Origin of the sequence: Reyranella sp. (assembly GCF_965229815.1) — a bacterium.
Lineage (GTDB): Bacteria > Pseudomonadota > Alphaproteobacteria > Reyranellales > Reyranellaceae > Reyranella.
Genome location: NZ_CBDDJN010000004.1, coordinates 1 through 17,432 on the forward strand (window position 1 = coordinate 1; position 17,432 = coordinate 17,432).

A 17,432-nucleotide genomic window follows, 5' to 3' on the forward strand; every position below is an offset into this window, starting at 1 on the left:
GGCCTTCGTCGGCGCCGCCGCCGGCTTCGGCGACCTGATCGGCGTCGATATCGGCGGCACCTCGGCCGACATCAGCCTGATCAAGGACGGACGGCCGAGCGTCACCGTCAACGGCCGCGTCGGCGAGTGGCCGCTGTCGCTTCCGATGGTCGACATCGTCACCATCGGGGCGGGCGGCGGCTCGATCGCGCGCGTGAGCCGCGCCGGCGCGCTGACCGTCGGGCCGCAGAGCGCCGGCGCCGATCCGGGCCCCTGCTGCTACCGACGCGGCGGCACCGAGCCGACCGTCACCGATGCCCATCTCGTGCTCGGTCACCTGCCGCCCTGGCTGCTCGACGGCAGCTTCGAGCTCGACGTCGAGGCGGCGCAGCGCGCCGTCGCCACGCGCGTCGCCGAGCCGCTCGGTCTCGACCTGATGGCCGCCGCGCGCGGCATCCTGGCGATCGCCGACAGCCATATGGTGGGCGCGATCCGCGTCGTCTCGGTCGAGCGCGGCCGCGATCCGCGCGACTTCGTGCTGGTGCCGTTCGGCGGCGCCGGCCCGCTGCACGGCGGCGCGCTTGCCCGCCTGCTCGACATCCGTACCCAGCTCGTGGCGCCCTCGCCCGGCGTGCTGTCGGCGCTCGGCCTGCTGGTCTCCAACCTCAAGGCCGACTTCGCCCGCACCTGCCTGCAGCAGCACGGCCACTACGACCTGGCGCAGATGGCCTCCGCCTTCGCTGGCCTGCAGGCCGATGCCGAGCGCTGGTTCGAGCGCGAGAGCGTGCCCGAGGCCGCCCGCGGCACGGCCTGGAGCGCCAGCCTGCGCTACGAGCACCAGGGCTTCGAGCTCACGGTCGACTGGCCCGGCACGGCGGTCGACGAGGCGGCGGTGCGCGAGACCGTCCGGCGGTTCCACGAGCTGCACCGCGCCACCTACACGTTCGCGCAGGAGGACACGCCGGTCGAGATCGTGACGCTCAGGGTCGATGCCAGCGGCGCCCTGCCCCAGCCGCGGCTGAGCGAGCTGGCGCCGGGGTGGCGACCCGGCCGCGGCCATCGTGTCGCGCCAGGCCATCCATCTCGAGAGCGGCATCGTCGATGCGCCGGTCTATGCCCGCTCGCGGCTCGGCGCCGGCGCGCGCATCGCGGGCCCCGCCATCGTCGCCCAGCTCGACGCCACGACCCTGTTGCTGCCCCGGCAGACCGCCGAGGTCCATCCGACCGGCAGCCTGATCGTGCGCGAGGATTCATAGTCCTGTGCTGTCACCCGGCGCGGGGCTGCCCCGCGCGAAGCGCAGCGAGGGGCCTTTGGAGCCGAAGTAAGGGTCCCTCGCTGCGCTCGGGATGACATCGGGTGCGGATCGGGGGACTGTGGTTCCCGGTAGCAGGAAGATCAGAGGAGACAGGCGTGAGCGAGGCGCGTTCCAACATCCCGACCTTCGACGGCGAGGAGATTCTGGCCGGCATCCGCCGCTGGGTGGAGATCGAGACGCCGAGCCACGACGGTGCGGCGGTCAACCGCCTGGTCGATGTGGTCGAAGGCGACCTGGCGCGGATCGGCGCGCCGACGCAGCGGACACCCGGCCGCGACGGCTTCGGCGACATCCTCGAGGCGCGCGCCCCGTGGGGCGACGATGACGAGCCCCGGCATCCTGATACTGGGCCATCTCGACACGGTCCATCCGGTCGGTGCGCTCGCCACCACCCACGTCTTCCGGCGCGAGGGCGACGCGGTGTTCGGGCCCGGCATCTACGACATGAAGGCCGGCTCCTATATGGCCTTCTACGCGCTGCAGCATTTCGTGCGCGAAGGCCGCCGCACCCGGCTGCCGGTGCGCGTGCTCTACGTGCCCGAGGAGGAGGTCGGCAGCCCGACCAGCCGCGCCGCCATCGAGGCCGCCGCGCGCAAGTCGAAGTACGTGCTGGTGATGGAGCCGGCGCGCGACGGCGGCAAGTGCGTGACGGCGCGCAAGGGCTGGGGCCGTTTCGACATGACGATCACCGGCCGCGCCAGCCATGCCGGCTCGCGGCCGCAGGACGGACGCAGCGCCCTGCACGAGCTGGCGCGCCAGATCCTCGACCTCGAGGCGATGACAGACTACGCCGCCGGCATCTCCGTCGTCGTCGGGATGGCGGGCGGCGGCAGCGCGCCCAACGTCGTGCCGGCCGAGGCGACGGCGACCATCGACCTGCGCGTGCCGCCGGGCATCGATGTCGACGCGGTCGTTGCCCGGGTGCTGAACCGCGCGCCGTTCGATCCCGACTGCCGCGTCGCGGTGACCGGAGGCATCAACCGGCCGCCCTACGGCAAGAACGAGGGCATCGCCGCCCTGTTCGAGCACGCGAAGGGCTGCGCCGCCGAGATCGGCTTCGTGCTGGAGGACACGCCGCTCACCGGCGGCGTCAGCGACGGCAACTTCCCGGCGGCGCTGGGAATCCCGACCCTCGACGGGCTGGGCGCCGACGGACGCGGCGCCCACGCGCTCGACGAGCAGATCACCTTCTCCTCGCTGGTGCCGCGCGCCCAGCTTCTGGTGCGTCTGCTCGAAACCCTCTCCTGACGCCGCGTCGATTGTGGCATGGTGGCCGCTTTCCAAGGAGAGCGTGCACACGATGTCAGGAGCGTTGGACGGCCTGCTGGTGGTCAGCGTCGAGCAGGCCGTGGCCGCCCCCTATTGCTCGGCCCGGCTGGCCGATGCCGGGGCGCGGGTGCTGAAGATCGAGCGGCCCGAGGGCGATTTCGCGCGGGCCTATGACGGCTATGTCCACGGCCAGTCGAGCTACTTCGTCTGGCTGAACCGCGGCAAGCAGTCGGTCACCCTCGACTTCAAGCGGCCCGACGACCTCGCCTTGCTGCATCGCCTGATCGGCGGGGCCGACGTGCTGATCCAGAACCTGGCGCCGGGTGCGGCTGAGCGTGCGGGCTTCGGCTCGGCCGCGATGCGGGCGAAGCACAAGCGGCTGATCACCGTCGACGTCTCCGGCTACGGCGATCACGGCCCGTACAAGGACCGCCGCGCCTACGACCTGCTGGTCCAGGCCGAGAGCGGCCTCGCCTCGATCACCGGCACCGCCGAGGGGCCGGGCCGCGTCGGCATCTCGGCCACCGACATCGGCACGGGCATGTACGCCCACGCCGCCGTGCTGGAGGCGCTGCTGGCGCGCCAGAAGACCGGCGAGGGCCGCGCCATCTCGGTGTCGTTGTTCTCGGCCATGGCCGAATGGATGACCGTGCCGGTGCTGGCCAAGGACTATTCCGACTACGACTGGCCGCGGCTCGGCCTCACCCATCCCTTCATCGCGCCCTACGGCGTCTACCGGACGGCCGACAAGGTGCCGGTGCTGATCTCGATCCAGAACGATCGCGAGTTCGAGCGGCTGTGCCATGGCGTGCTCGACCGGCCGGGCCTGGAGAAGGATCCCGACTACGCCACCAACAAGACGCGCAACGCGCGGCGCGACGACACCAACGCGATCGTCCAGGAAAGCTTCGGCCGCCAGACCTTCGCCGACCTCGCCGCCCGGCTCGACGCCGCCCAGATCGCCTGGGCGCGCGTGAGCTCGGTCGGCGACCTGTCGGTCCATCCGCAACTCCGCCGCATGAGCTTCGCCTGCAGCGCCGGCGAGGTCTCGATTCCCGCCCTGGCCGCCGCCTGGCCGGGCCAGCCCGAGCGGCTGGGCGAGGTGCCGACGGTCGGCCAGCACACCGAGCAGGTGCGGCGCGAGTTCGGGGCCTAGAGGGGTGGCGCTCCGGCCGCTCGTCCCTTGATGTCCCGCTGGCTCATCGGCTTCCGCCTCTCCGGCTACGGGGCCGCCTACTTCTTCGCCTCCGGCGCCTTCATGAGCTACTGGCCGGTGTGGCTGCGCGACCGCGGCGTGATCGACGCCGAGATCGGCACGCTCTTCATGAGCCGCCAGATCATGAGCGTCGCCTCGACGCTCGCGATCGGCTGGCTGGCCCATCGGCTGGGGCACACGCGCGGCGTCCTGCTGGCGCTGGCCGCCGCCGCCGTGCTGCTGATGGGGGCCTACCAGCTTTCCTGGGGCTTCCTCACCATCCTGCTCGTCAGCCTGTTCTGGGGCGCGGTGTGGGCGCCGACCATGGCGCTCTACGACAGCGTGCTGGTGACCGAGACCAAGGCGCGCGGCTTCAACTACGGGAGCCTCCGCGTCTGGAGCTCGGTGACCTTCATCCTGGGCACGCTCGTCTGCGGCGCCGCGGTCGATCGCGGCGGTTCGTCCTGGGTGCTGTTCGTCGGCGCGGCCGGCGTCCTCATGCTGCTGCCGTTCGGGCTGATCCTGCCGGCCGACGCGCAGCGCCGCGATCCCTCGCGCCACGCACCGTTCGGAATCCCGGACCTGCTGAAGTCGCGATCGTTCCTGCTGTTCATGCTGGCCGCCGGCTGCTGCCAGGCAAGCCACGCGGTGCTCTACAGCTTCGGCACGCTGACCTGGCGCGCCGCCGGCCTCTCCGACCTCACGATCAGCCTCCTGTGGGGCGAGAGCGTCGCGGTCGAGATCCTGCTGATGCTGGGCAGCGGCTGGCTGCTGGCGCGGCTGGGCGTCTGCGGCCTCATCGCCTTCGGCCTCTCCTGCGCGCTGGTGCGCTGGCTGGGCATGGCCTTCACGACCGAGGTGTGGGCGCTTGTGCCGTTGCAGGCGCTGCATGCCGGCACCTTCGCCGCCAGCCACCTGGGCGCGATGGCCTTCATCCAGCGCGCATTGCCGGCGTCCGGCGTGGCGCTCGGCCAGAGCGTCTACTACGCGATCGGCACCGGCGCGGCGCAGGCCGTGATCTTCCAGATCGCCGGCCTGCTCTACGGCGCCTACGGCCAGAAGGCGTTCCTCGGCATGTTCGCCGTGGCCGCGCTGGGCATGGTCGCGATCGTGGCGCTGGCGCGCCGTTGGCGCGGCGAGCTGCTCGTCCGCGCCTGACCGCAATCGCGGGGCTGGGGTCGCGGGGCTTGTCGCCCGGGCACCGGCGGGGCTAACGTTCTCACCCGGCTGACGCGGGGATGCAGGAGCGGGAGGCCGTCATGTTCCTCCGACGCGTCGTCATCGCGCTCGCCATGCTCTGGCTGGCGCTTCCGCCAATGCCCGGTCGCGCGCAGGCGCCGTCGACCGGCGCCCCACCCGCTGAAGCGGCGCCGGTCCTCGTCACCGAGATCAGGGGCGCCATCGGCGTCGGCGCCGGGCACCAGATCGACGAGGTGCTGGCGCGCGCCCGCGCCGAGCGCGCCGGCCTGGTGATCCTGCGGCTCGACACGCCGGGAGGCTTGGTGTCGGCGACCCGGGACATCATCCGGGCGATCCTCGCTTCGCCGGTACCCGTCGCCGTGTTCGTCGCCCCGAGCGGCGCGCGGGCCGCCAGCGCCGGCACCTACATCGCCTATGCCGCTCACGTCGCCGCGATGGCGCCGGGCACGCATCTCGGCGCCGCCACCCCCGTGCAGATGGGCGCGCCGCCCATGCAACCGCCGCGCGGCCGCGACGAGGAACGCTCCCCGTCGGAGGGGACTTCCGGCAGCGCGATGGAGCGGAAGGTACTGAACGATGCGGTCGCCTACCTGCGCAGCCTGGCGCAGCTCCGGGGCCGCAACGCAGACTGGGCCGAGAAGGCGGTGCGGGACGGCGCGACGCTGACGGCGGAGGAGGCCGTGCGGGACAAGGTCGTCGATCTTCTGGCCGCCAACGACTCGGAGCTGCTCGACCGGCTCGACGGCCGCACCGTGCGCACGGCGGACGGCGAGCATGTGCTGGCGACGAGACACGCGCGTCCGATCGACGTGGACCCCGGCTGGCGGACCCGCCTCCTCACGATCGTGACCGATCCCAACATCGCCTTCATCCTGATGATGATCGGCGTCTACGGCATCATCTTCGAGTTCTGGAATCCGGGACTCGGCGGTCCGGGCATCGTCGGTGCCATCTGCCTGGTCGTCGGCCTGATGTCGCTGTCGCTGCTACCGCTCAACCTCGCCGGCATTGCCCTGCTGGTCCTCGGCATGGTGCTCATGGTGGCAGAGGCCTTCTCGCCCGGCGTGGGCGTCCTGGGCCTGGGCGGCCTCGCAGCCTTCGTGGTCGGCGGACTCTTCCTGTTCGACCCGGCCGGCGCCGACATCGGCTTCGCGGTGTCCTGGCCGGTCGTGATCGGTGCCGCCGTCACCAACGCCCTCCTGCTGATCGGCCTGCTCGGCATGATCCTGCGCACGCGCCGCCACAAGGTCGCGACCGGTGCCGAGCAGATGGTGGGCATGGAAGGTCACGTCATCGACTGGGACAACGACCGCGGGCGCATCCGGGTCCACGGCGAGGTCTGGTCGGCGCGTGCGAAGGCTCCCCTCGTCCCGGGTGCCCCCGTGCAGGTCGAGCGCCTGGACGGGCTGACGCTGCACGTCGAACCCAGGAAAGGAACATGACATGCCGAATCTCGACTTTCTCGGTTACGTGCTTCCCGTGCTCGTCCTGGCGCTGGTGGCGGCCTACTCGATCCGCATCCTCCGCGAGTACGAACGTGGCGTCGTGTTCACGCTGGGCCGGCTCCAGGGGGTCAAGGGCCCCGGGCTGGTCATCGTCATCCCCCTGGTCCAGCAGATGGAGCGCGTCGATCTCCGCACGCGGGTGCTCGACGTGCCGCCGCAGGACGTGATCTCGCGCGACAACGTGTCCGTCCGAGTGAACGCGGTCGTGTACTTCCGGGTCATCGAGCCCGAGAAGGCGATCGTGCAGGTGGCAGCCTACAACCTCGCGACCAGCGAGCTCGCTCAGACCACGCTGCGTTCGGTCGTCGGCCAGCACGAGCTCGACCAGATGCTGGCCGAGCGCGACCGGCTGAATGCCGACGTTCAACGCATTCTCGACGAGCAGACCGACGCCTGGGGCATCAAGGTCTCGAACGTCGAGCTGAAGCACATCGACCTCGACGAGAAGATGGTGCGTGCGATCGCGCGGCAGGCCGAGGCCGAACGCCTGCGGCGCGCGAAGATCATCGATGCCGAAGGCGAGCTGCAGGCCGCCGAGAAGCTGGTCGAGGCCGGCGACATCATGGCGCGCCGGCCGGAATCCATGCAGCTCCGCTATCTCGGGACCCTCGCCAACATCGCCGGCGAGAAGAGCTCGACCATCGTGTTTCCCCTTCCGATCGACCTGCTGCACGGCCTTGGCGGGCTCCGCAATCCGCCGCAGGAGAGTTCGCGCACGACCTGATGTCGCAGGCACCGCGCACGCGGGTGCGGCCATGGGTCCCGAACCATCGCAACCCGGGGCACATTTCAATCGAGTAGCAAAGGGCCCACACTCGATCGTGAGGCTGCGGGTGCGGTGCCCGTCTGCCCCGCTGCCGGTGAGGAGAATCATCATGGCAAGAAAGAAAATCGGTTCGCGTGCCAGCGATGAGGAACTCGGCCTCCTCGACCGCTACTGGCGCGCCGCCAACTACCTGTCGGTCGGCCAGATCTACCTGATGGACAATCCGCTGCTGCGCGAGCCGCTGCGGGCCGAGCACGTCAAGCCGCGCCTGCTCGGCCATTGGGGCACGACGCCCGGGCTGAACTTCGTCTATGCCCATCTAAACCGCGCCATCCGCGTCCGCGACCTCGACGTGATCTACATCTGCGGCCCGGGCCATGGCGGGCCGGGCATGGTGGCCAACACCTACCTCGAAGGCACCTACAGCGAGATCTATCCCGACATCGGTCGCGACACCGACGGCTTGCGCAAGCTGTTCCGGCAGTTCTCGTTTCCCGGCGGCATTCCCAGCCACGCCGCACCCGAGACGCCGGGCTCGATCCACGAGGGCGGCGAGCTCGGCTACGCGCTGGTGCACGCCTACGGCGCCGCGCTGGACAATCCCGACCTGCTCGTCGCCTGCGTGGTCGGCGACGGCGAAGCCGAGACGGGGCCGCTCGCGGCCTCCTGGCATTCCAACAAGTTCGTCAATCCGGCGCGCGACGGCGCCGTCCTGCCGATCCTCCATCTCAACGGCTACAAGATCGCCAATCCGACCCTGCTCGGACGCCTGGGCGACGAGGAGCTGCGGCAGCTCTTCTCCGGATACGGTCACGAGCCGATGTTCGTCGAGGGCAGCGATCCCGAGGCGATGCACCGTCTGATGGCCGACACGCTCGATCGCGCGCTCGACCGCATCCGCACGATCCAGCAGCAGGCCCGTGCTGCCGGAGCGCCCGCCGGGCGGCCGCGCTGGCCGATGATCGTGCTGCGCAGCCCCAAGGGCTGGACCGGCCCCAAGGAGGTCGACGGGCTGAAGGTCGAGGGCTTCTGGCGCGCCCATCAGGTGCCGATCGCGAGTGCCCGCGGCAACGAAGCCCATCGGCGGCAGCTCGAAGAGTGGATGAAGAGCTACCGTCCCGAGGAGCTGTTCGACGCCGACGGCCGGCTGGTGGACGAGCTGCAGGCCCTGGCGCCCGAGGGCCAGCGGCGCATGGGGGCCAATCCCCACGCCAACGGCGGCCTGCTGAAGCGCGAGCTCGCCCTGCCGGACTATCGCGACTTCGCCGTCGACGTCCCCCATCCCGGCGGTGCGGTCGGCGAAGCGACGCGCCAGCTCGGCAAGTACCTGCGCGACGTCATGAAGCTCAACGCCGAGGCGAAGAACTTCCGCCTCATGGGACCGGACGAGACCGCGTCCAACCGGCTGGACGCGGTCTTCGAGGTGACGGAACGCGTCTGGATGGAGCCGACGGAGCCCTACGACACCCATCTCGCGCCCGATGGCCGCGTCATGGAGGTGCTGAGCGAGCATCTCTGCCAGGGCTGGCTCGAGGGCTACCTGCTGACCGGCCGGCACGGCTTCTTCTCGTGCTACGAGGCCTTCATCCACATCGTCGATTCGATGTTCAACCAGCACGCCAAGTGGCTGAAGGTCTCGCGCCCGCTGTCGTGGCGGCGCCCGATCGCCTCGCTGAACTACCTTCTGACCTCACATGTCTGGCGGCAGGACCATAACGGCTTCAGCCACCAGGACCCCGGATTCGTCGACCTCGTGACCAACAAGAAGGCCGACATCGTCCGGGTCTACTTTCCGCCCGATGCCAACACGCTGCTGTGGGTCGGCGATCACTGCCTGCGCACCTACGACCGCATCAACGTGATCGTGGCCGGCAAGCAGCCCTCGCCGCAGTGGCTGACGATGGACGAGGCGACGCTGCATTGCGAGGCCGGCATCGGCATCTGGAAGTGGGCCGGCACCGAGACCGACGATGGCGAGCCCGACGTGGTGATGGCCTGTGCCGGCGACGTGCCGACCCTGGAGACGCTGGCCGCCGCGGACCTGCTGCGCACGGCCCTGCCGGACCTCAAGATCCGCGTCGTCAACGTCGTCGACCTGATGACCCTGCAGCCGAAGGAACAGCATCCGCACGGGCTGAGCGAGCGCGATTTCGACGGGCTGTTCACGCGCAGCAAGCCGGTGATCTTCGCCTATCACGGCTATCCCCACCTGATTCACCGGCTGACCTACAAGCGCACCAACCACGACGGCATCCACGTGCGCGGCTTCGCCGAGGAAGGCACGACGACCACGCCGTTCGACATGGTGGTGCTGAACGGGCTCGACCGGTTCCATCTCGCGATGGAGGTGATCGAACGCGTCCCGGGCCTCGCCGACCGGGCCGCCCATTTCAAGCAGGACCTGCGCGACGCGCTGATCGAACATACGCGCTACGTCCGCGAGCATGGCGAGGACATGCCGAGGATCCGCGACTGGACCTGGCCGGACAGCGCGCCAGCGGGAGATCGTTAATCCGGAGGATGCCGGGTCAACCGACGCCGGCGCGCGCCGGGGGAGCAATACCGAGCAGGTTGGCCATCGAGACCGCAACCTCGGCCATCGTCGGCGAGGTCGCGGCGACCCGGGCCACCTCCGCCTTCGCCGCCGCCGAGGCGCCCTCTTCCATCAGCGACCGGCACATGGTCGCGAACTGTCCGGCATCCTCGGCTTCGAGCAGGCTGCCGTCCTTCCAGACATAACCGCGCCGTCCGGGCTCGCTCGTCACGATTGGAATCTGCCAGCCGATGGCCTGCGCGAGCTTGGTGCTGCACCCGCGCGGCAGGCAGAAGATCGGATGAAGGAAGGCGTTCCACGACGCCGCCTCGGCCTTGAGGCCGGCATCGTCGAGGCCACCGAGATAGGTGACCCGGGGAAAGCGGTCGGCGAGCCAGTTGCCGACCTGAGACGGACTTCCGACGAGCCGAATCTCCATCGCGTCGTCCGTCCCGAGCGACTCCAGCACCTGGACGAGCCCCTCGAGACTCGGACCATGGTCGAGCGTTCCGACGAAGCCGAAGCGACCGCGGACTGGCCGCCAGTCGAGCGGACCGGCCGAAATGGTTCGCGGCAGCCAGCCGACGCGCTTGGTGCCCAGCCAGCGTTCCATCTCCGATCCGAAGGGCGAGATCGCGCAGACGATGTCGATGTCCTCGCGCAGGCGCTGCTCCGCGAGGAGAATCGATCCCAGCATCATCGCGGCCGACGGCCGCAAGCGCCGTTTCAGCGGCAGGCGGCGGCCCAGCCGCACGGCATGGAGCATGTCGATGATCTCGAGTCCGTGCGACAGCACGACGATCTTGCAGCCCGGCGCGAGGAACGGACGGATCTCTGCCGCCAGCGGCGCGAGGAATTCCTGGTTCAGGAAGACGAAGTCGAAACGCTCGTCGGCGGCGAGCGCCTTCACCTCGTTCCGGACGGTCGGTCCGTAGGACCCGATGAACGGCGAGGAATTGAACAGGCGCTTGATGCGCGAGGGCCAGGAACGATCGGCGTCGACCGGCAGCATCTTCAGCGAGATCCCGGCCGTGGCCAGGCAGTCGATGAACTCGCGGGTGCAGATCTGCACCCCGCCCGCCCTGTCCTCGAGGAAGCGCGCGGTGGTGATGAACAGGCCCTTCAACACGAGCCACGGCGGACCGCGCCCGTCGTCCTCCTGCCGGTCGTCCTCCTGCCGGTCGTCCTCCTGCCGGCCGTCCTCCTGCCTGTCGTGGCGGTCCCACGCGCCACCGTCGGGCAGGCGTCCCCAACCGGCCGCCCCGCACCCTTGTGAACTCCCTCCATTCCCTCCACTCCCCGGTCACCCCCGACCAGACTCCACGGCATCGCCACCCTGCGACAGGGACCTCGACCCATCCCTCAAGAATATCGGGTCAATCGCACCGTGACTGCAACCACGCCCGCACTGTGGGTACTACTTATCCGGGTGATCGCCCAGTGGACGATGCGCGCTCCGACAGCGGGCGAATTGCCTACCGCGACCGTCCCCGCGCCGTCACCGGCCAGATGTCGACCAGCGTATCGCCCTTCACGACGTGATAGCTCTCGTACATGTTGACCGTGGGGTCGCAGTGCGGCGGCGTCAGCACGACCTGCTCGGCCAGGGCGGGTGCGGCCTTGCCCGCGGGCGCGATGACCGCGAGGTGCTCGTCGCCCATGAAGCGCGTCGTCGAGCCCTCGACCGCCCCCCTGAGGATCGGCGGCGGCCCCTTCTCGGTCGCCATCGCCTTGAGGCCGGCATCGACCGTCACCATGCCGGGCGTATTCGCGCTGACCACGCGGGCATCGATCTGCAGGGCCTGCTCGAAGGTCGGCTTGTCGAGCCCGCGCAGGTCGCAGACCTCGTAGTCGTGGTCCATGAAGACGTAGGAGCCGACCTGCAGCTCGGTGAAGACACCGAGCTTGGCGTCGATGAAATGCGTGCCCGTGCCCGAGCCGGTCACGATCGCGGGCTTCAGCCCCGCGGCGTCGAGCTTCGCCAGGATGCCCTTGAGATACTCCGTGCGCTCCTCGATCGAGGCCTTGCGCTCGGCGAAGTCCTTGATGTGCTGATGACTGCCGCAATAGAACTGCACGCCGGCATACTTGAGGCCCTTGAGCCCGGCGACCTTGCCGGCCAGCGACACCGCGTCTTCCGGCGTCGCGACGCCGGTGCGGTGGATGCCGGGATCGATGTCGACCACCACGGCGAGCGGCTTGCCCGCCTCGACCGCGGCGGTCGCCAGCGCCTCGGCATTGGCCGGATGGTCGACCACCACCATGAGGTCGGCGGCCTTCGCATTCAGGGCCATCAGGCGGTCGATCGCCTGCGGCGTCACCACCGGCGAGGTGATGTGCAGCGCCTCGATGCCGCCCTCGGCCAGCGCCTCGGCCTCGCCCAGCTTGGCGCAGCAGACGCCGAGCGCGCCGGCCGCGATCTGGCGGCGGGCGATGTCGGCCGACTTGTGGGTCTTGGCGTGCGGCCGGAGCTTGACGTTGTGGGCCCTGGCGAACGTCGCCATCTCGGCGATGTTGCGGTCGAGCATGTCGAGGTCGAGCACCAGCGCCGGCGTGTTCAGCGAACCGCGCGAGCCCTGCTGGCCGATCAGGTGACGGTGAAGACGCTCGGCTTCGCTCATGACTTACGCTCTCCAAGGTGACGCACGACCATGCCCTCGCCGGTCGTGCCGCGGTTGACGCCCGCACTTTTCAGGAAGCTGTTGTCGCGGCCCGTGCCCCAAAGCGCAATCCCCTGCGCCAGGAGGCCGCCATCGACCTTGACGGTCTCGCCCGTGATGAAACGGGCCTCGTCCGAGGCCAGGAAGGCCGCGACGTCGGCGATGCAGTCGGGCTCGCCGCGATCGGGCCACGGCTGCTGCTGGAACTGCTTCTCGAACTTCTCCGGCCGCCCGCGATGCACCAGCGGCGTCGAGATCACGCCCGGCGCGATGCCGACGACGCGGATGCGGTCAGGCGCCAGCTCGGCCGCGACGTTCTCGATCAGGCTGATGACGGCGGCCTTGGCGGCCGAATAGGCGTGGCTGCCGCCGCCGCCCACCATGCCGGCGATCGAGGCGGTGACCAGGATCACGCCGCCCCGTCCCTGGCGCTTCATGGCAACCGAGGCGTGCTTCATGCCGAGGAACACCGAGCGGGCCAGGACGGCGAAGGTGTAGTCCCAGTCCTCGACGTCGGTCTCGGCGATCGGACCGAAGGCACCGCCGACGCCGGCATTGAGATAGGCGATGTCGAGGCGGCCGAAGCGCTTCTCGGCCGCCGCGACCAGGCCGGCCACGTCGTCCTCGCGCGCCACGTCGCAGCGCACGAACGCGATGTCCTCGCCGTGGCCGCCGGCCCGCGCCATCGCCAGGGTTTCCGCGCCGTTGGCCTCGTTTAGGTCGGCAACGACGACCCGCGCGCCCTCGGCGAGGAAGCGCATGACCGTGGCCCGGCCCATGCCGCTCGCCCCGCCGGTGACGATCGCCACCTTTCCCGCCAGTCTCGTCATCTTCCGTTTCGCCCTCCGGTCCCATGGTGCGGTTGCGCGGCCCGACGGGCAAGCCTAGCGTTCGACGGACCGCGTTGCGGCCCTGGTCGGGACGGCGGTCCAGAAGGGAGCCGTCAATGAAGTTCGGCCTGTTCTACGAGATCTCCATTCCCCGTCCCTGGACGCCGGAGAAGGAGCGCACCGTCTACAACAACTGCCTCGAGCAGGTGAAGCTCGCCGACGAGCTGGGCTTCGAGCACGTCTGGGCGGTCGAGCATCATTTCCTCGAGGAATACTCGCACTGCTCGGCGCCCGAGCTGTTCCTCACCGCCTGCGCGATGGTCACGAAGAACATCCAGGTCGGGCACGGCATCGTCGTTTGCGTCCCCGAGTTCAACCACCCGATCAAGATCGCCGAGAAGACGGCCACGCTCGACATCCTGTCGGGCGGCCGCCTGCACGTCGGCACCGGCCGCTCCGCCACCTGGACCGAGCTGGGCGGCTTCCGCGCCAATCCGGACAATACCAAGAAGAGCTGGGACGAGTTCGTGCGCTGCCTGCCGAAGATGTGGACGCAGGAGACCTTCTCCTACCAGGGCGAGTTCTGGTCGATGCCCGAGCGCACCATCCTGCCGAAGCCCTACCAGAAGCCGCATCCGCCGATGTGGGTCGCCGTCACCAGCCCCGGCACCGAGATCGACGCGGCCGACCGCGGCCTCGGCAGCCTCGGCCTCAGCTTCGCGGGCTTCGACGAGCAGGAGAGGAAGATCAAGGAGTACCGGCGGCGCATCCAGATGTGCGAGCCGGTCGGCGCCTTCGTGAACGAGCAGGTCGCCACGACGAATTTCCTGTTCTGCCACGAGGACGAGAAAACCGGCGTGGAGATGGGCAAGCGGCTCGGCAACACCTTCAACTACCTCGCCACGCAGCTGATCTCGACCCGCGAGGTCTTCTCCTCGCCGTCCTACCAGTCGCTCGGCCTGCTGCCGGCGCTGCGCCGCGCCGCCACCGGCCCCGACGCCAGCGAGCAGCAGACCGAGGGCATGGCCTACGGCGATCCGGCGCGCATCATCCGTGCGGTGAAGAAGTGGGAGTCGCTCGGCGTCGACTGCATCAACTTCATCCTGAACGCCAACGAGGTGGTGCCGCAGGACCAGGTCATGGCGAGCCTGCGGCTGTTCGCCAAGGAAGTGATGCCCCACTTCGCCGGGAAATCGTCGGCGCAGGCCGCGGCGGAGTAGACCGATGCCCCTGTACGGAACCCTCGACATCACCCGCGACGCAAGGGCGCTGCCGACGCTCGCCAGCCTCGACACCGAGGCCTGGGCCCTGCCCCGGGCGGAGATGCTGCAGTTGCTCATCGAGGTGCCGCGCAGCACGACCGAGGGACTGCTGCCCAAGGCGATGCATCCGGCGCTGCCCTCCTACGTGATCCTCGCGGTCACGCGATATTCCGAGAGCCCGGTCGGCCCGTTCAATCTCGCCGTGCTGCGGCTCGGCAGCCGGGCCGGCGCCCATCCGCGCGGCTTCCTGCTGGGCGCGGTGGCGAGCACCGAGGCGGCCGCCCGCGAGCTGCGCGACCGCTGGGGCTTTCCCGTCGCGGCGGGCGAGGTGAAGTTCGTGCGCCGGCACGATCGCGTCACGGGGACCGTGACGCGCGACGGCAGGACGATCTTCGACGGCGCGCTGGTCGATCCGCAGCCGGTGGCCGGCAGCGACGTGCAGTACATCAACTGGGTGACGGCGGCCAACGCCCCGCTCGACGGGCAGACCCAGCCGATGCTGATCCAGGTCGACCCCAAGTACACGTTCCACAAGGCCGAGCGCGGCCGGCCGCAGGTTTCCGCCTTCGATGCGGCGGCCTGGAACGCCCCGCAGCTCACGCTCGCCGATCCCATCGTCGGCACCTGCTGCACGGTCGACACCGACCTGCCGCGCATCCGCTTCGTGATGGACCCGGCGAAGCCCGTGTTCCAGGGGACTCGCAGGATCCGGGAGTCCCGGGCGGACGAATAGTGGCGCGCGGACCTCCTGGTCCGCATTCAAGACCCAAGAGCGGACCTGGAGGTCCGCGCTCCGACAAGGCAGTTTGACCCATATGAATCTCGACCACGACGCCATCATCATCGGGGCCGGCATCTCCGGCCTCTACCAGCTCCACCTTCTCCGCAAGCTGGGACTTCGGGTCCGCGTGTTCGAGGCGGGCACCGGCGTGGGCGGCACCTGGTACTGGAACCGCTATCCCGGCGCGCGCTTCGATTCGGAGAGCTACTCCTACGGCTTCTCCTTCTCGCAGGAGCTCCTCGACGAGTGGCACTGGACGGAGCACTTCTCGCCCCAGCCGCAGACCCTGAAGTACCTCAACTTCGTCGCCGACAAGCTCGACCTGCGCCGCGACATCCAGTTCAGGAGCCGCGTGACGGCCGCCCACTGGCAGGAGGCGACGCGCAGCTGGGAGATCACGCTCGAGGACGGCAGCCGGCACACGAGCCGGTTCCTCGTCACCGCGCTCGGGCCCCTGTCGGAGCCGACCCTGCCGCGGATCGAGGGCATCGACAGCTTCAAGGGCCAGTCCTGCCATACCGCGCGCTGGCCGCACGAGCCCGTCAGCTTCGAGGGCAAGCGGGTCGCGGTGATCGGCACCGGCGCCACCGGCGTCCAGACCATCCAGGAGGTCGCCAAGACGGCCGGCCATCTCACGGTGTTCCAGCGCACGCCCAACTGGTGCGCGCCGCTGCACAATGCGCCGATCTCCGAGGAGGAGATGGCCGGGATCCGCACGCGCTATCCCGAGATCTTCCAGCGCTGCCGCGAGACCTTCGCCTGCTTCCTGCACACGCCCGATCCGCGCAAGGCCATGGAGGTCTCGGCCGAGGAGCGCGAGGCGCTGTGGGAGAAGCTCTACGGCAACCGCGGCTTCGGCATGTGGCAGGGCAATTTCAGCGACATACTGGTCGACCGCCAGGCCAACGCGCTGGTGAGCGACTTCGTCGCCCGCAAGATCCGTCAGCGCGTCAAGGACCCGGCGACGGCCGAGAAGCTGATCCCGCGCAACCACGGCTTCGGCACGCGCCGCGTGCCGCTCGAGACCAAATATTACGAGGTCTACAATCAGCCCAATGTCGACCTGGTCGACATCAAGGAGACGCCGATCGAGCGCATCACGCCGACCGGGATCCGGACCAGCGACGCCGACTACGAATTCGACATCATCATCTACGCCACCGGCTTCGATGCTATCACCGGCGCCTTCGACCGCATCGACTTCCGCGGCGTCGACGGGCTGCGGCTCAAGGACAAGTGGAAGGGCGGACCGCAGACCTATCTCGGCATGCTGGTCGAGGGCTTCCCCAACATGGCGATGCTGATGGGCCCGCACACCGCTCTGGGCAACATCCCGCGCAGCATCGAGTACAGCGTCGAATGGATCACCGGCCTGCTCGACCATGCGACGAAGGCGGGCATCACGCGCATCGAGGCGACGCCCGAGGGCGTGACCTCCTGGACCGACCACGTGAAGTCGCTGGGCGTCGGCCTGCTGTCCAACGAGATCGACTCCTGGATGACCGGCATCAACCGCAACATCGAGGGCAAGCAGACCCGCATCATCGCGCGCTACAGCGGCAGTGCCCCAGCCTTCCGCGCACGCTGCGACACGGTGGCGGCCGACGGCTATCGCGAGCTGAACCTCGGCTGACCCCGCCGAGACTCCAGGGGCCGTCAGGCCGCCGCGCTGCGGCCGCCGCGCAGGGTGTTGATGCGGCGGGACTGGAAGAACAGGTCGACCAGCGTGTCGCGCCGGCGGGCCAGGCAGAACATGTGCTCCGGGACCGGCGTCGCCATCTCCTGGACCCGCAGCTTGACCACGTCGGTCCGGCTCGAGCCGTGCTCCCACATGAAGCCCACGCCGAGATCGTTGATCACCGCCTCCAGCACGCCGTCGCGGGTGTCGAGCACGATGGCGGGCTTGGGTTCGCGCCCGGCCTTGCGGAAGGCGGCGTCGACCACGCGCTGCGTCGAGGAATGCTGGGTCCGGAACACCAGCGGGTGCTCCATCAGCTCCTGGCAGATGACGCGGCGCGCGCCCGCCAGCGGATGGCTCGCGCTGACGATGGCGACCACGCCGTGGTGCAGGCAGGTCTCGCGCCGGAACCGGCCGTCGTCCGGCACCTGGGGGAGCACGCCGAGATCGACCCGCTG

15 protein-coding genes are annotated in these 17,432 nt (G+C 69.7%); 10 read left to right on the forward strand and 5 right to left on the reverse strand.

Annotation, left to right across the window (positions count from 1 at the left end):
- Positions 1-1,330 (forward strand): hydantoinase/oxoprolinase family protein (locus ACO073_RS11200; protein WP_421997457.1); only part of this gene is annotated, 1,330 nt, incomplete at its 5' end.
- Between the two features lie 45 nt (positions 1,331-1,375).
- On the opposite strand, the gene ACO073_RS11205 is transcribed toward ACO073_RS11200, so the two are convergent.
- Positions 1,376-1,633, reverse strand: a complete 258-nt coding sequence (locus tag ACO073_RS11205; protein WP_421997458.1) for a hypothetical protein — start codon at positions 1,631-1,633, stop codon at positions 1,376-1,378.
- Between ACO073_RS11205 and ACO073_RS11210 the strand changes: the two genes are divergently transcribed.
- From ACO073_RS11210 to ACO073_RS11235, 6 genes are all read left to right on the forward strand, one after another.
- Positions 1,617-2,543: a M20 family metallopeptidase gene (locus tag ACO073_RS11210; RefSeq protein WP_421997459.1), complete on the forward strand. Its 927-nt coding sequence runs from the start codon at positions 1,617-1,619 to the stop codon at positions 2,541-2,543. The two genes, ACO073_RS11205 and ACO073_RS11210, sit on opposite strands and share 17 nt — an antisense overlap.
- 52 nt (positions 2,544-2,595) lie before the next feature.
- Positions 2,596-3,720 carry a CaiB/BaiF CoA transferase family protein gene (locus tag ACO073_RS11215; protein WP_421997460.1) on the forward strand — a complete coding sequence of 375 codons (1,125 nt, stop codon included), beginning with the start codon at positions 2,596-2,598 and terminating at the stop codon, positions 3,718-3,720.
- Positions 3,721-3,750: 30 nt separating this feature from the next.
- On the forward strand, positions 3,751-4,917 hold the full coding sequence (locus tag ACO073_RS11220) for an MFS transporter (RefSeq protein WP_421997461.1): 1,167 nt from the start codon (positions 3,751-3,753) through the stop codon (positions 4,915-4,917).
- Between the two features lie 101 nt (positions 4,918-5,018).
- Positions 5,019-6,401 (forward strand): NfeD family protein, encoded by a 1,383-nt coding sequence (locus tag ACO073_RS11225; protein ID WP_421997463.1) that lies wholly within the window; start codon positions 5,019-5,021, stop codon positions 6,399-6,401.
- A gap of 1 nt (position 6,402) precedes the next feature.
- Complete coding sequence (locus ACO073_RS11230) at positions 6,403-7,188, forward strand: slipin family protein (RefSeq protein WP_421997464.1); 786 nt, start codon at positions 6,403-6,405, stop codon at positions 7,186-7,188.
- 151 nt (positions 7,189-7,339) lie between these two features.
- The gene (locus ACO073_RS11235) at positions 7,340-9,742 is read left to right on the forward strand and encodes a phosphoketolase family protein (protein WP_421997465.1); all 2,403 of its coding nucleotides are present in this window, start codon (positions 7,340-7,342) and stop codon (positions 9,740-9,742) included.
- Positions 9,743-9,758: 16 nt separating this feature from the next.
- Here the strand turns inward: ACO073_RS11235 and ACO073_RS11240 are convergent, their stop codons facing one another.
- From ACO073_RS11240 to ACO073_RS11250, 3 genes are all read right to left on the reverse strand, one after another.
- Positions 9,759-10,892, reverse strand: coding sequence for a glycosyltransferase (locus tag ACO073_RS11240; RefSeq protein WP_421997466.1), 1,134 nt, complete (start codon positions 10,890-10,892; stop codon positions 9,759-9,761).
- 346 nt (positions 10,893-11,238) lie between these two features.
- Positions 11,239-12,384, reverse strand: a complete 1,146-nt coding sequence (locus tag ACO073_RS11245; RefSeq protein ID WP_421997467.1) for a DSD1 family PLP-dependent enzyme — start codon at positions 12,382-12,384, stop codon at positions 11,239-11,241.
- Complete coding sequence (locus tag ACO073_RS11250; protein ID WP_421997468.1) at positions 12,381-13,253, reverse strand: SDR family NAD(P)-dependent oxidoreductase; 873 nt, start codon at positions 13,251-13,253, stop codon at positions 12,381-12,383. Before ACO073_RS11250 ends, ACO073_RS11245 begins: the two co-directional genes overlap by 4 nt.
- 116 nt (positions 13,254-13,369) lie before the next feature.
- Here ACO073_RS11250 and ACO073_RS11255 point away from each other — a divergent pair, with 116 nt between their 5' ends.
- The 3 genes from ACO073_RS11255 (at position 13,370) to ACO073_RS11265 (ending at position 16,929) form a co-directional block, all read left to right on the forward strand.
- The gene (locus ACO073_RS11255; RefSeq protein WP_421997469.1) at positions 13,370-14,473 is read left to right on the forward strand and encodes an LLM class flavin-dependent oxidoreductase; all 1,104 of its coding nucleotides are present in this window, start codon (positions 13,370-13,372) and stop codon (positions 14,471-14,473) included.
- Positions 14,474-14,477: 4 nt separating this feature from the next.
- Positions 14,478-15,248 (forward strand): acetoacetate decarboxylase family protein, encoded by a 771-nt coding sequence (locus ACO073_RS11260; RefSeq protein WP_421997470.1) that lies wholly within the window; start codon positions 14,478-14,480, stop codon positions 15,246-15,248.
- An 82-nt stretch (positions 15,249-15,330) separates the two neighbouring features.
- Positions 15,331-16,929, forward strand: coding sequence for a flavin-containing monooxygenase (locus tag ACO073_RS11265; RefSeq protein WP_421997471.1), 1,599 nt, complete (start codon positions 15,331-15,333; stop codon positions 16,927-16,929).
- 23 nt (positions 16,930-16,952) lie between these two features.
- Here ACO073_RS11265 and ACO073_RS11270 read toward each other — a convergent pair.
- Positions 16,953-17,432 (reverse strand): LysR family transcriptional regulator substrate-binding protein (locus ACO073_RS11270; protein ID WP_421997473.1); only part of this gene is annotated, 480 nt, incomplete at its 5' end.

Bases quoted from the DNA above. Each gene is read 5' to 3' on its own strand.
- ACO073_RS11225 (WP_421997463.1), top strand. From the start codon at position 5,019: ATGTTCCTCCGACGCGTCGTCATCGCGCTCGCCATGCTCTGGCTGGCG.
- ACO073_RS11205 (WP_421997458.1), bottom strand. From the start codon at position 1,633: ATGCCGGGGCTCGTCATCGTCGCCCCACGGGGCGCGCGCCTCGAGGAT.
- ACO073_RS11220 (WP_421997461.1), top strand. From the start codon at position 3,751: ATGTCCCGCTGGCTCATCGGCTTCCGCCTCTCCGGCTACGGGGCCGCC.
- ACO073_RS11250 (WP_421997468.1), bottom strand. From the start codon at position 13,253: ATGACGAGACTGGCGGGAAAGGTGGCGATCGTCACCGGCGGGGCGAGC.
- ACO073_RS11235 (WP_421997465.1), top strand. From the start codon at position 7,340: ATGGCAAGAAAGAAAATCGGTTCGCGTGCCAGCGATGAGGAACTCGGC.
- ACO073_RS11260 (WP_421997470.1), top strand. From the start codon at position 14,478: ATGCCCCTGTACGGAACCCTCGACATCACCCGCGACGCAAGGGCGCTG.
- ACO073_RS11215 (WP_421997460.1), top strand. From the start codon at position 2,596: ATGTCAGGAGCGTTGGACGGCCTGCTGGTGGTCAGCGTCGAGCAGGCC.
- ACO073_RS11265 (WP_421997471.1), top strand. From the start codon at position 15,331: ATGAATCTCGACCACGACGCCATCATCATCGGGGCCGGCATCTCCGGC.
- ACO073_RS11245 (WP_421997467.1), bottom strand. From the start codon at position 12,384: ATGAGCGAAGCCGAGCGTCTTCACCGTCACCTGATCGGCCAGCAGGGC.
- ACO073_RS11255 (WP_421997469.1), top strand. From the start codon at position 13,370: ATGAAGTTCGGCCTGTTCTACGAGATCTCCATTCCCCGTCCCTGGACG.
- ACO073_RS11210 (WP_421997459.1), top strand. From the start codon at position 1,617: ATGACGAGCCCCGGCATCCTGATACTGGGCCATCTCGACACGGTCCAT.
- ACO073_RS11230 (WP_421997464.1), top strand. From the start codon at position 6,403: ATGCCGAATCTCGACTTTCTCGGTTACGTGCTTCCCGTGCTCGTCCTG.